The 12,983-nt window shown below is 53.8% G+C and carries 11 protein-coding genes; all 11 read right to left on the reverse strand.

Annotation, left to right across the window (positions count from 1 at the left end; all coding sequences use genetic code 11):
* Positions 1–113 precede the first annotated feature (113 nt).
* Positions 114–473 carry a Lin0512 family protein gene (locus BBD42_RS26400; RefSeq protein ID WP_056039034.1) on the reverse strand — a complete coding sequence of 120 codons (360 nt, stop codon included), beginning with the start codon at positions 471–473 and terminating at the stop codon, positions 114–116.
* A 64-nt stretch (positions 474–537) separates the two neighbouring features.
* A complete protein-coding gene (locus BBD42_RS26405; protein WP_237163241.1) occupies positions 538–1,680 on the reverse strand; it encodes a DUF3900 domain-containing protein in 1,143 nt (380 codons plus the stop codon).
* Positions 1,681–1,682: 2 nt separating this feature from the next.
* Complete coding sequence (locus tag BBD42_RS26410; protein WP_099521822.1) at positions 1,683–2,786, reverse strand: nitric oxide synthase oxygenase; 1,104 nt, start codon at positions 2,784–2,786, stop codon at positions 1,683–1,685.
* 206 nt (positions 2,787–2,992) lie between these two features.
* Positions 2,993–3,445: a disulfide oxidoreductase gene (locus BBD42_RS26415; protein WP_099520604.1), complete on the reverse strand. Its 453-nt coding sequence runs from the start codon at positions 3,443–3,445 to the stop codon at positions 2,993–2,995.
* Between the two features lie 32 nt (positions 3,446–3,477).
* Entirely contained in the window at positions 3,478–4,170 is a 693-nt protein-coding gene (locus BBD42_RS26420) for a DsbA family protein (RefSeq protein WP_099520605.1), read from the reverse strand.
* A gap of 106 nt (positions 4,171–4,276) precedes the next feature.
* A complete protein-coding gene (locus BBD42_RS26425; RefSeq protein WP_099520606.1) occupies positions 4,277–6,376 on the reverse strand; it encodes a HelD family protein in 2,100 nt (699 codons plus the stop codon).
* A 105-nt stretch (positions 6,377–6,481) separates the two neighbouring features.
* Positions 6,482–6,775 carry a DUF1294 domain-containing protein gene (locus BBD42_RS26430; RefSeq protein ID WP_237163242.1) on the reverse strand — a complete coding sequence of 98 codons (294 nt, stop codon included), beginning with the start codon at positions 6,773–6,775 and terminating at the stop codon, positions 6,482–6,484.
* Positions 6,776–6,821: 46 nt separating this feature from the next.
* Complete coding sequence (gene hrpB, locus BBD42_RS26435; RefSeq protein WP_099520607.1) at positions 6,822–9,368, reverse strand: ATP-dependent helicase HrpB; 2,547 nt, start codon at positions 9,366–9,368, stop codon at positions 6,822–6,824.
* A gap of 23 nt (positions 9,369–9,391) precedes the next feature.
* Positions 9,392–10,216: a hypothetical protein gene (locus BBD42_RS26440; protein WP_099520608.1), complete on the reverse strand. Its 825-nt coding sequence runs from the start codon at positions 10,214–10,216 to the stop codon at positions 9,392–9,394.
* A 66-nt stretch (positions 10,217–10,282) separates the two neighbouring features.
* On the reverse strand, positions 10,283–11,872 hold the full coding sequence (locus BBD42_RS26445) for a cobyric acid synthase (RefSeq protein ID WP_150131610.1): 1,590 nt from the start codon (positions 11,870–11,872) through the stop codon (positions 10,283–10,285).
* Positions 11,865–12,977: a pyridoxal phosphate-dependent aminotransferase gene (locus BBD42_RS26450; RefSeq protein ID WP_099520610.1), complete on the reverse strand. Its 1,113-nt coding sequence runs from the start codon at positions 12,975–12,977 to the stop codon at positions 11,865–11,867. Before BBD42_RS26450 ends, BBD42_RS26445 begins: the two co-directional genes overlap by 8 nt.
* Positions 12,978–12,983 lie beyond the last annotated feature (6 nt).

Genomic DNA, 12,983 nt, shown 5'->3' on the forward strand with positions numbered 1-12,983 from the left:
AACGGCGAAAATCATTACAAATGGCCCGGCTGAAATGAAAAAAGCCCGCAAGGCGGGCTGTAAAGCTACAGCTGCCTGCGGGCATTTTATAAGAAGCATGGACTAATTTCGGACTAATAGCCTACCTCAACGGATGCATTGACAATGTAAATCAAATCGTTGCGGTCCGCCTTGTCCGGCAGCACAATGCCGCTTGTCGTCAGCATGCCGCCGTCCACAAGCTCCACAGTTACCGTTCCATAAGGAAGCACCGCTTTCACTTGCTCGATATCCAGCAGCTCCTTGTCGCAAGGAACAGCAAGGCGCACTCTGACCTTCATCGCATCCAGCGTTCCGCCAGGCAAAATTTCAAGCAGGCCCGGCATCGAATTGTGATGAATCGCATTTTGCACAGCCCGTACCGCCGCTTTCGTAACGTCTTGACCATGCAGGTCGCAGCCCATGCCGATTTCAATAAACAGCAGCTTTTCCATCGTTGCTCCTCCTTCTTATTCCTTATTGCTAATTCCATATAGCTTGCCAATACAGCTGCAATTGTTATTCGCCTTCATAATTCGGATCATTCGCTAGATCATCCGCATAACGCTGCAAATCCTCAATGGCGCTGCTCTCTTGCTTATGCGTCCCGATCTCCGGCAGCAGCTCGGTCAGATCCGGCGGCTGAAGCAGCTCGATTGGCGACATCCCTTTATCAAACTGGAACGAATCCCCTTCAATGACGACAACATACCGGCCATTATGCTTGGCAAAATGCAGCGCTGTACCGAATTCGGCCAGCAAGCCTTTAACCGTTACGCTGTCCAGCTTGAACGTAAACGGCAAATCCGGCTTTTGCTCCACAAGCGCTGCCGATGCCAATGTCACCTGCTCCTGTGACCAGTATTCATGAATATCGCGTTTCTCGCTGTGGGCCCATACCTCAATCGCATTTTCTTCCTCGTGGCGTTCAGTGCTCTCCGTCACGCCCTCCCACTTGTCATCCATATACTGCTGTACCATGTCCAGAAGCTGGTCGCTCATCACTTCCGGAAGCGGCTTCTCATAGGATACGTACTTGAGAAAATCCTCAAAATAGCGGGCATGCGACGCCTGATGAATTTTCAGCTCCCAATGCTCCAATATTCCCTCCTCGGGCATATGCGGATATTGAATCGACTTGATGCTGCGGGCGCTAATCGCCATTTCCACTTGCGAAATCAAATTGCGCTCATCGGAGATGCGGGCGATTTTCGGCTCAAAGTCACATTTTAGAAGGAATAAAAAGGGCTCATCAAAAAAAGTATTCAGCTTCGCTCTTGCAATTATAAAAGCACCGCCGCGCACCGCGCTCGTATCCATATAAATATGCACCAGCTCGTCAGCAATGCCAATATAACGCTCCTTGTTGTCCGCATCACGCAGCCGCTGGAACAAATTATAGTTCTGATTGCTGCCCAACTCATAGCCAGGCTCGACCATGAAGCGGCCGATTTTTGTCGGCGCATTTTCCGAATTCGGGTTGCGTTCTACTTTGCGCTTAACGATGCGGGCAAACTCCCCATCCAAAAATCGCTTAATCTCGCTATCTTCATAATCCTCTTCCTCCAGCGTCTGATAATGCTTGTACCGTTTGGAGGAGCTGCTGTCCTCTCCCTCAGTAACAATGACGAAAAAGGATAAATACTCCATTATAAAATCCACGTTTATGACCCTCCGCTTGTATAAGCCTTTTCCTGATATAAATAAGCCGGCTTTAATTCCGTATCGTCATAGCTCCGATGCCATACTGCTGTCGTTGCCGGGGACATTGGCGGTATAAGCCATGACCAGCGGCCTGTAACCGCACGTCCCTGTTCCTTCTCCTGCTTCTCAAAGCGCGTAAACTGTTCGGCCGCCGTATGATGGTCCACGATGCTCGCGCCATGCTTCTTGAACGAATGAATGACGGCCGCATTCAGCTCTACCAGTGCACGATCTTTCCAAAGGGACGTATTCGTCGTCATATCTAATCCCATTAATCTCGCGACGGCAGGCAACTGATTGTAACGGTCCGTATCTGCCAAATTGCGCGCCCCGATTTCCGTTCCCATATACCAGCCATTAAATGGCGCTGCTGTGTAAGAGATGCCGCCGATTTCCAGCTGCATATCTGCAATGAAAGGTACCGCATACCAACGCAGGCCCAGCTCCGCAAACGACTCCAGCTCCGGATGCGACAGTGGAATTTCCAGCGCCAGCCCTTCCGGAAGCTCGTACAGCTTCGGTTGTTTTCCCTGCTTCTGAATAACAAGCGGCAGCACATCGAATCTGGTTCCCGCACCTTTCCAGCCCAATGCCTCGCAAGCCTTCGTAAATGACAGAGAGGCAGGATCGCCAATGACACCGCCAGTTCCGTCCTCATAGCCCGCATAACGAACAAGCTGATGGTTCCACAGCCGGATTTGGTTCTTCTCCTGCTTCGCTGCAAAAATCGTAATCGCCGGCCGGACTTTGCCGCCATTCGTCGCATAGCGAATATGCGAAAATATCGCGTCTGCAATATCGTCTTCCTGCTGCAGCGAACGGGCGTCAAACACCTCCATTGTATGCCAAAAAAGACGGCCAATACAGCGATTGCTGTTGCGCCACGCCATTTTCGCCCCATGCTGGAGCTCTTCATATGTATGCTCATAAATACCTGTACGCTCTACTTCGGACCGGATTTCAGCAAGCCGAAGCACAACCTCCGCTTCACTTTTGCCAAGCTCTGCATAACAGGTAAAGATGAACTGCTCTGCTTCTCTATATAGCTGCTGCTCCACTTCGATCATGGTGTTCCCTACTCTCTTTATGCTTTGACATCGCTTCTTTTAAGATACCCCATTTTGCCTTCATTCGCTAGCTGATTGCTAGGAGATTAGACAATCGGTCCGACGTTTGTTCACGGCGTTGTCACTTATGCTGCATCCCGAATATGCAAAAAGCAAAGCTCCGTATGGCGTTGTCCGCCTCGGAGCTTTGCTTGGGAATACAGTTAGTTTTCGTTGGCTTCTTGATCATGGCTTTGGCGAGCCAACAGCAGAAACACGATAATAAGCACAAATGCGATCATGGACATCATCGGAATCGTCAGAAAGCCAAACCAGTTCAAATAATCAAAATTGCACGGGATGCCAGAGCGGCAAGGCACCAGCTCGCCCACCTTCGGAAACCAAATCTCGAAGTTATGGAAAATGGAAATCGCAAGCCCGATTATATTAATCGGCAGTAAGTATTTAATGATACTCCGGTCCCCGCGATATGTCGCAATACCTAAAATAATGACCTGCGGATACATGAATATACGCTGATACCAGCATAAATCGCAAGGCAGAAACCCTTTAATTTCACTAAAATACAAGCTTCCGCCCGTTGCGACTAACGTAATAATCCAGGCGAAATATAAAGCGTAACGTTTCAACCACGATTCATAGGGTGGCGTTGTCATTTTTGACCGGGCTCCTTTTTAATCAAGGCCCCTTATTTTAGAGCTGCCTCGATAGTTGATTTGAGGGTTGCGTAATCGAGACTTGAAACCGCCTTGCCGTTAATAAAGACGGTAGGCGTTCCTCCGATATTCAGCGGACGAACGAGCGAATTATCGCGGTCTACCTGCTTTTGATAGGTTTTGTTCTCGATGTCGCTCTTCAGCAAATCAAAATCGATAGGAAGCTTGGCATCCTTTGCAAGCTGCACCAAATGTTCCGGCGTTGCCCATTCGATAGTTTCATTCTGTTGATTATCATAAATCGCTTGGTTATAAGTCCAGAAGGCGTCATTATTTTGCTGATAGACCGCTTCCGCCGCGAGTGCAGCTGTCACGGAATCTTTGCCGATGAACGAATAGTTTGCAAAATAGAAGGAGGCTTTGCCTGTTTCAATGTAATCCTTCTCCAGCTGAGGTTTGATTTGTTGCGAAAAATCACGGCAAACCGGGCACTTGTAATCGCCAAACTCAACGATTTTGACCGGTGCATCTACACTGCCCTGCACAGGCATTGCCGCATAGTCAAATTCAAACGGCTTGTTCTGGTTGTTAATGCCGAGTACGATGACGACGATAACCGCCAAAATACCGATCGTCAGAAAAATAAGCGAGCTGCTCGAATTTTTCTTCGGCTGCTGCCTTTGCTGCTGATTGCTGCTTGAACCTTTTTTCTTTGTTTTCGTCACTACCGCTCAAATCCTCCTCAAAAAATACAGGTATATACATCTTGTAGCAATTTTAGTTACAAGGCCTGCTAAAGTCAAGAATTTGCGGCAAAATGCCTTAATACTGTCATAATTCTTGCACGCCCTCCGCAGCATCCGCTACTAACGAGGTAAACGAGCCTTGATAAACTAATTTTAGCTTATGAAGCGCTCTCGTACAACCAACATATAGCAGCTTGGCGTCCTGATCGGTATAAGCGAGCGCCCCGGCATCGGCAATGAGAACCGCATCGAATTCCAGCCCTTTGGACAAATAAGCCGGCACGACGGACAAGCCGCCGCTGTATTCGGGCTGTCCTCGTTCTACGAGCGAAGCTTTCACCCCCGCAGCATTCAAAGCCGCATGGATAACGGCACATTCCTCCGTCGTTCTTCCAATTACTGCGATCGTCTGATAGCTGCCGTCTGCTTGCCATTCTCGAACCGTTTGCTCCAGCATGTCCATCCATTCGCTTGGCTGTGCAGGCGCAAGCTCCACGGCATCTCCGCTCCGGAATACAGGTACTGCTGCCTTGACGCCAGCCCCCATTGCACCAAGAATCCGATTGGCGAATGCGATAATTTCCATCGTGGAACGATAGCTGCGGTTCAGTTCAAAAAATCCGGTCTGTTCTTCGTCATACAGCGCCGTAAGCTCCTGCCAGCTATGAATGCCTGCATAGGCGTGGATGCCCTGCTGCAAGTCGCCCAGCACGGTCAAGGACGGCGTTTGCTGGCAAAGACGCAGCGCTTCCAGCTGGAACGGCGAATAATCCTGCGCCTCGTCAATGACGATATGGTCATAAGGCGCTGTTTGCAGCCCAAACAGGCGCAAATGAATATAGGCGAGCGGCGCCAAATCCTCCGGCGCAATCGTTCCCGCTTTCAGGCGGGCAGCCGTTGCTGCCGCTATTGCTTTTGGCACCAGGCTGATCGCCTGCTTGCCTTGGAAGAAAGACGCATATAGCTTCGGCGCGGTGTAGGCCGGAATTTTTTTCGCTAATGCATTTAAGCGGGTTAACGCCTTGGCGCGTACTTTTTTATCATGAATGCCGCGCATTTTCAGCTCGGATTCCAGCCATCTGCGAATACGGCTGACGAATCGCTCGCGCTTGCGCATCAGCGGCTCCTCGCCATAATCGGTGCGATACCATTCAAGCATTTGCTCCGGCATAAGCACCAGCTTGTCTACAGGCTCAAATGGCTGCAAAGGCACGATGCTTTGTTCAAGCTGCTCCAGCCGCTCGTCAATTGCCTGCTTAAAATCAAGCGAGCCTTTCAAGCGCCCCGGCGCCTCCGCAATTTCCTCTGCGCTGCGATAATGCTCAAACCAATATTCTAGTGTATCGGTTTTATCATCCATTCGCACTTCAAGCTCCAATAGATCCAGCGCCCAGTCGGCAAACGTCGTTTGCTGAATATCGCCCACGCCCAGCTCCGGCAGCACGCCGGAAATATATTCGAGAAACATGCGGTTAGGCGCAAAAATAACCATACGCTCCGCCCGCATCCGATCGGCATATTGATAGAGCAAAAAAGCGAGCCGGTGCAGCGCTACCGTCGTCTTGCCGCTTCCCGCCACGCCCTGGATAAACAGCGCCTTGCTCCGTCCTGAACGAATGATCGCATCCTGCTCCTGCTGGATCGTCGAGACGATATCCCTGAGCCGATTGTCTTTATTTTCACCTAGTCGATAGAGCAAAAACTCGTCGGTGACCGATTCTTCTTCCTGCCCACGGGTGAAGCTGTCTACCATTCTTACAAGCTTGCCCTGGCGAACCATTAAATTGCGCTTTAAATAGACGATCCCTTCGATTTCGCCATCAGGAGAATCATAGGTAACCGCCGCGTCACCGCCTGTAAAAGAATAAAACAAGCTGGCAATTGGCGCACGCCAGTCAATAACGATTAGCTCCTTGCCGCCCTCTCTAGCTACGCCTGCCTTGCCAATATAAAGCTCCTGCTTAGCGTCACCCGGCAGCTCCTGAAAATCAATTCGTCCAAAATACGGCTCGCGGAAAGCAATTTCCAGTCCCCGCTTCCGTTCCTCTCGTTGCAAATCGAGCATTTGCTCCGTAAAATCATCGCCTGTGTAGCGCGGGCCTATCGCGCTTAGCTGTGATTGTATTTCTTCAAGCGAGCGCGCTAAACGCTCTTGCTCTTCTTGATAGGCACTTTGAACCGTCATATCAGCCAGTTACCTCCTAAGAATATAGTGGGAAAACGAACTGTCAATATACCATAGGAGAATAGCGGGAATCAACTTCTTATTTCCAATCAAGGTGAAACGGCGCTATTTGAAAATCGAGATGTCGAACACATAGTGGAATACCGCTGCAAATAGAAGCAAATTCAACATGACAAGCAGCGGTATGCCAATAACGAAGGAGCGATGCTTCGTCTTGTGGCGCCATGCCCGCATTCCGGCATAGGCGCCAATAGCGCCTCCAACAGCGCTCAAAGTAAACAGCCGTTTCTCTGGGATGCGCCTTTGCTGGCGGCGTGCGCTCTGCTTGTCGAGATACATGAGCGTAAACGTCCAGCAGTTAATCGCGAGTATAAATAAAATAAAAAGCTGCATCGACATTTCCTAGCCCTCATTTCCTTGTTGCTATCTTTATGTATTCTGCAAGCTACTTGCGCGGCTTGACCCGATTCGTCGGCTGCGCCGCGTAAGGGTCATCCGGCCAATAATGCTTCGGATAGCGTCCTTTTAAATCCTTCTTCACTTCAAAATAAGCGTGGCTCCAAAAGCTGCCCAAATCGCGCGTCACCTGAACCGGACGCTGCGAAGGGGAAAGCAGATGGAGAGTTAGCGGCAGTTTGCCGCCTGCGAGCAGAGGCGTGTCCTTCATGCCGAACAGCTCCTGAAGCCGGACGGCAATGAACGGCGCTTCCGGGTCATTGTAATCGACCGGAATGCGCGAGCCGCTTGGCACCGCTATATGCGTCGGAACCTGCTTGTCCAGCTCCTGCCGCTGCGTCCAGGTGAGCATGCCTTCGAGAAGCTGCTGCATACTCAGGCGCTGCAGGTCAGATTTGCTCTTCATCCCTTGAATATGCGGCAGCAGCCATTCGGCGAGCGATGACGTGGACAGCAGCCCCTCATCGGATACATCCGGCCAGCTGCTGTCATAGTGCCGCATCAGCCGCATACGGGCGAGCAACTGGGCTGCCTGCTTGGACATCGGCAGCAAGGCCAAGCCCTCCTGCTGCACACCCTGTGCCAGCGCCGCAGCGACGAGCTCCGCATCCGGCTTCGGCAGCGGTTTTTCCTGCAAGAGGAGTGCGCCAAGCCGGACGCGCTCACGCGCCCTTACCGCTTGGGCGGACGCATCCCATTCCACGATGCGCTCCTGCCGGATTTGGTCGCGGGCTGCCGATGCCAGCTCGCCCTCCGTCAGTTCAGCCGCTAGCCGAATACGGCTTTCCGTTCCGGCATCGTCAAGCTCCGCCGCCACGAGATAGGCTGCGCGCGACAAGGGCTGGGCTTCCGGCAACGCCGCGCCGCGGCCGTTCGCCAGCAAATATCTCCCGTCGCTGCGCCGCTGCGCAATGCGATCGGGATAAGCAAGCGCCAGCAGCGCGCCGCAGGACATCGCGGCGTCCTGCTGGCCCGCTCCGGCAGCCGCTGCTCCGCGCGCGGAGGCTCCTGCTTCGCGCGCGGAGGCTCCTGCTTCGCCGGCTGCTGCGCTAGCCAGCAGCCGGCTCCATTGCTGCGCCTGCGAGCGAATTCGCTGCACGGCGCCGCGATCCACCTCAGCACCATCGCCGCGGTGCAGAGCATCCAGCCGCAGCTGCACATCCGCGCTGCGCTGCTGTGGCAGCAGGTCGCGCTCGCTTAGCAGCGCGGCCAGCTCGCAAGCCTGCTCCGCCGCGCCATACCGCTGCGCGCGAAGCAGCATATATCCGAGTCTCGGATGAAGCCCGAGCCTCGCCATTCGCCGGCCCGACTCCGTAGGCCAGCCTAACGAATCAACAGCCTGCAGCAGCTCAAGCAGCTGCCGCGCCTGCTGATACGCGCCGATCGGCGGCGGATCCAGCCAGCCGAGCTCCTCCGGCTGCTGGATGCCCCATACCGCAATCTCCAGCGCGAGCGGCGCAAGATCGGCCTCCAGCATTTCCGGCTGGCTGAAGGGCTGCAAATGCATTTGCTCCTGCTCCGTCCACAGCCGGTAGCAGACGCCCGGAGCAAGCCTTCCGGCGCGCCCCCGGCGCTGGTCGGCTGACGCTTGCGACACCAGAGTCGTCTCCAGCCGCGTCATGCCGGTACGCGGCGAAAAACGCGACACCCGCATCAGCCCGGCATCGACGACGATACGCACGCCTTCGACCGTCAAGCTGGATTCGGCAATTGCCGTCGCCAGCACCACTTTGCGCTCGCCAGCAGCGGACGGCTGAATCGCCTGATCCTGCGCTTCGAGCGGCATCGTGCCATAAAGCTCCGCCACCTTAACGCCCTTCATTCGCTCTTCTCTTGCCAGCAAGGAGGCAACGCGCCGAATTTCCCCAACGCCTGGCAGAAAGACGAGCATATTCCCTTCATCAGCAGCAAGCGCCTGAAGGATCGTACTGACAACACTCGGCTCAATGCGCCCTTCCACTTTCGAGGAACGATAGATCGTCCGCACCGGAAATACTTTGCCGGCGCTCTCAATGATAGGCGCTCCGCCGAGCAGCTCCGCAACGGGGCCCGCTGCAAGCGTCGCCGACATGACGAGCAGCCTCAAATCGCTGCGCAGCAGCGCCTGCGACTGAAGGCTCAGCGCCAGCCCCAGATCGCCATGCAAATGGCGCTCATGAAATTCGTCAAATACAATAACGCCAACGTCCAGCACGGCGGGGTCCTCCTGAAGCATGCGGGTCAGCACGCCTTCCGTCACCACTTCAATGCGCGTCCGCGCACTCACCTTCGTGTCCAGACGAACGCGGTAGCCGACCGTGTCGCCTACCTGTTCTCCGAGCATCGCCGCCATATATTTGGCGGCAGAGCGGGCTGCAAGCCTGCGCGGCTCCAGCATCATAATTTTACGGCCGTCCAGCCAGGGCGCATCCAGCAGCGCAAGCGGCACGCGCGTCGTCTTTCCGGCTCCTGGCTCGGCGACCAGCACGGCGCCGCTTCCAGCAGCCAGCGCCTCAAGCAGCTCCGGCAAAACCGCATCAATCGGAAGTTGATTCATCTTTTTCTCCTCAATAAACCGTCTTATTTCATAATGCGCAGCATTTGCACAACGGGACGGCTATCGCCTTGAAGCGTCGCCTCCGCGCTGCGCAGCTGCGAGGAGCCGTCACCATCGAGAAAGATGCCGCCGGCAAGCTTGTTGTCGCCAATCTTTTCGATAACCGCTTCGCGAAAAGCAGCCAAGCTCCCCTTCGTGCTGCTGACTACCAAATAAATGTTGCCCAGCTGATCGTATACCGCAGCCGACCTTAACCGCGCGTCATCGGGAAAAGGAGCATTTTCCTGTTCCGCCTGCGCCAGCCAGCCCGTATCATTGCCGATGCTCATGCTAATGCCGCCCTGCGCCCAGAAGCGTGTATGGTCCTGAACTTTAAGCTCGGATGCCTTGCTCGCAATTTGGACGCTTAGCTGATCTTTCACGCCATCCCATACGAGCGTACCGCGGGCATATTTGGCATTTTCGCTGCCGGAGCCATATTCGCCCTGCTCTTCATTGACTGCAAGGCTGTTGACCACGGCAATGCTGAGCAGCGATTTTTCATAAAAAAATCCGCCATTGATGCCATAATACGGCGTTAACGCCACATTATTTTGCACCAATTGAGGCTTTACGTTGGCTGGCCGGGTTTTCAGAACATGCAGCATAAAGCCATTTGCCGCTTTCACAGCCGCATAGCTGTAATTAACAGGCTGCTGGGTGCCGTCGCTTGCCGCTCCGCCCTTTTGCTGCATCGACTGAATCATTCCGTAAAGCAGCAGCGCGCAAAAGGCAAGAAACGCCAGCATAATGCCTGCGATGATCCAGCTTTTTTTCTTTCCCAAACGCTGCGCAGCTTGCTCCTCCATGACCTCGCCCACTCCCTTTTCCGTTCTTTGTCTAAAGATTCCATCCTACTAGATTTGAAACTTAAGCTAACTACCCAGCTTCCCGCCCGCAGCAAGCACCTTATAAACGAGCGGCATATTCAAATGCTGGCGTGTATGCTCTGCAAGACGATCAAACGCCTCTTCGCGGTTTTCACGAAAACGAAGCGCTGCCGCAAGCGGCTCCCAGCCGCGCGCTATACGAATGTCATTCAGCCACGCCCGGCGCAAATCATCATTATGTAAAATGCCATGTATAAACGTGCCCCAAAGCCTGCCATCCACCGAGCATGCTCCTTCGCCTGCATAATCAAGCCCGCCATCTTGCAGCGGTTCTACACCAGCCAATTGGCTTCGAATGGCAAAGGGCTGGCGCAGCACGCCATGCTGGAAAATTTCTCCCATATGAATTTCATAGCCTTCAACAGGCAGCTGTTCGGTCAGCCAAGCTGCGGCCGCGCGGGCATGCCCCTCTACACGAACCGTTTTCTTCTCCCCAGCAAACTTTACGTCAAAAGGAAAAAAACCAAAGCCCGGTGTTTCCTTATGCTCAGACTCCACACCTGCCGGATCAAGCAGCATCGCGCCAAGCATTTCATAGCCCCCGCAAATGCCAACGAGATATCCACCCTTCTCAGCGAACGCAGTTATTTGCTGGGCAAGGCCCATTTCGCGAAGCCACAGCAAATCCTCAACCGTATTTTTGCTGCCTGGCAAAATAACCGCATCAGGAGTGCCCCATTGCTCTGGCCTGTCCACAAAACGCAGCATGACATCCGCTTCAAAGTAAAGCGGGTCAGCATCGGTAAAATTCGATATGCGCGGCAGGCGTAGCACGATAATATCAAGTGTATCAGGCCGCTGTTTTACTTGTTCTTCCAGCTTGCGATCCAGCGACAGCGAATCTTCATCCTCCAGCGCAAGTCCCGGTAAAAAAGGCAATACGCCCAGCACCGGCTTGCCCGTCCGCTCCTCCAGCCAATCGACTCCGGGCTGCAGCAGTCCTACATCGCCGCGAAATTTATTAATAACGAAGCCGCATACGCGCTCGCGCTCATGCGGCTCAAGCAGCTCAAGCGTACCGACAATCGAAGCAAAAACACCGCCCCGGTCGATATCTGCCACCAGAATGACGGGCGCATCTGCCCAAGCAGCCATGCGCATATTGACAATGTCGCGATCTTTCAAATTAATTTCCGCAGGGCTGCCCGCGCCTTCCAGCACGACAATATCATGGCTGCTGCGCAGACGGGCGAGCGCCTCGCGCACGATGACGCCAGCCTGCGGCAAGTAGCTCTCCCGATATTCACGCGCGCTGAAATCGCGCAGCGGCTTCCCATGAACAACGACCTGTGAAGACATCTCCTTCGTCGGCTTCAGCAAAATCGGGTTCATATCCGTCGTTGCCAGCACGCCGCAAGCATCGGCCTGCATCCCCTGTGCACGTCCAATTTCCTTGCCATCCCAAGTGACGTAGGAATTAAGCGACATATTTTGAGATTTGAAGGGAGCGACGGTATAACCATCCTGTCTGAAAATCCGGCACAAAGCGGCTGTCACCAAGCTTTTTCCCACATCGGAAGCGGTGCCCTGCACCATAATTGTCAGCCCGGCATTGTTTTCTGATTGCTTACTCATGCGTATCCCTACTATCCTCTTTAAAATCATCCAGGCATTGGGCCAGCGCCTCCAGCAGCTTTTCATTATCGCTGCGGAGCTTGATCGCAAAGCGGCAGTACCGGTCATCAAGTCCGACAAAATGGGAAGCATCGCGAATAAGCACGCCGCGGCTGCCCATTTCCTGCTGCAAAGCAGCAGCTGTTAGTTGAGGCAGAGACGGCAGCCTTACGAGCACATAGTTGGTTTCGCTTGGCGTTACGGAAAAGCCAAGCCCCTCCAGCTGCGAAGTGAGCCAAGGCCGCTCCTCATTTAGCCATTTCAGCGTCTCCGCTGCATATTCCGCATCCTCCAATACGCCCTCTCCAATGAGCTGCGCGAGCGAGTTGACGCTCCAAGGAACCTGCAGCAGCCGCAGCTCTGCAATCCGCTCTGGCGTACTGACCACATACCCGAGCCGAATGCCAGGAATGGCATAAAATTTTGTCATAGAACGGATGACATACAGCCTGTCATTGCCGGCCGCTTCCTTCACCAGCGAATAATCCGCTTCTTCAGGCACAAAATCCATGAAGGCTTCATCCACGACCACCGTAGCGCCGCCAGCCAGCAGCTTCTTGATGATTGCCGGTTGAACAAGACGGCCCGTCGGATTATTGGGTGAGCCCAGCATATAAAAGGGCTCTTCCATCTCGGTCGTCATGCTTTGGATCGCCTCTTCCGTCAGCTCAAAGCCATTTTCCGTATTCAGCATGATCGGGGCAATGCCGCTGCTAATTTTATGAACGGCGTCGCCATATTCGCTGAAACATGGGAACGCAAGGCTCGTAATAATAGGATTTACAGCACGAACGGTCAGATCGATCAGCTCTGCCGCACCATTTCCAATTAATATGCACTGCTCGTCAATGCCGTGCAGCTTCGCAAGCTTCGCCCGTAATCCGCGTACCGCAGGGTCAGGATACTTGCCAATTTGCTGGGCATAAGATAGCAGCACCCTATGTACCAAGGGGGGCGGGCCTAACGGATTCATATTGGAGCTGAAATCGACAAACTGATCAGCTGGCCGTCCGAAATTTTCCTCTGCCGTACGCAGGTCACCGCCATGTCCGTATCTTTCAAGCATGGTGCG

The sequence above is a fragment of the Paenibacillus sp. BIHB 4019 genome, assembly GCF_002741035.1.
Lineage (GTDB): Bacteria > Bacillota > Bacilli > Paenibacillales > Paenibacillaceae > Pristimantibacillus.

Bases quoted from the DNA above. Each gene is read 5' to 3' on its own strand.
- BBD42_RS26400 (WP_056039034.1), bottom strand. From the start codon at position 473: ATGGAAAAGCTGCTGTTTATTGAAATCGGCATGGGCTGCGACCTGCAT.
- BBD42_RS26415 (WP_099520604.1), bottom strand. From the start codon at position 3,445: ATGACAACGCCACCCTATGAATCGTGGTTGAAACGTTACGCTTTATAT.
- BBD42_RS26425 (WP_099520606.1), bottom strand. From the start codon at position 6,376: ATGACGGTTCAAAGTGCCTATCAAGAAGAGCAAGAGCGTTTAGCGCGC.
- BBD42_RS26430 (WP_237163242.1), bottom strand. From the start codon at position 6,775: ATGTCGATGCAGCTTTTTATTTTATTTATACTCGCGATTAACTGCTGG.
- hrpB (WP_099520607.1), bottom strand. From the start codon at position 9,368: ATGAATCAACTTCCGATTGATGCGGTTTTGCCGGAGCTGCTTGAGGCG.
- BBD42_RS26440 (WP_099520608.1), bottom strand. From the start codon at position 10,216: ATGGAGGAGCAAGCTGCGCAGCGTTTGGGAAAGAAAAAAAGCTGGATC.
- BBD42_RS26445 (WP_150131610.1), bottom strand. From the start codon at position 11,872: ATGAGTAAGCAATCAGAAAACAATGCCGGGCTGACAATTATGGTGCAG.
- BBD42_RS26450 (WP_099520610.1), bottom strand. From the start codon at position 12,977: ATGCTTGAAAGATACGGACATGGCGGTGACCTGCGTACGGCAGAGGAA.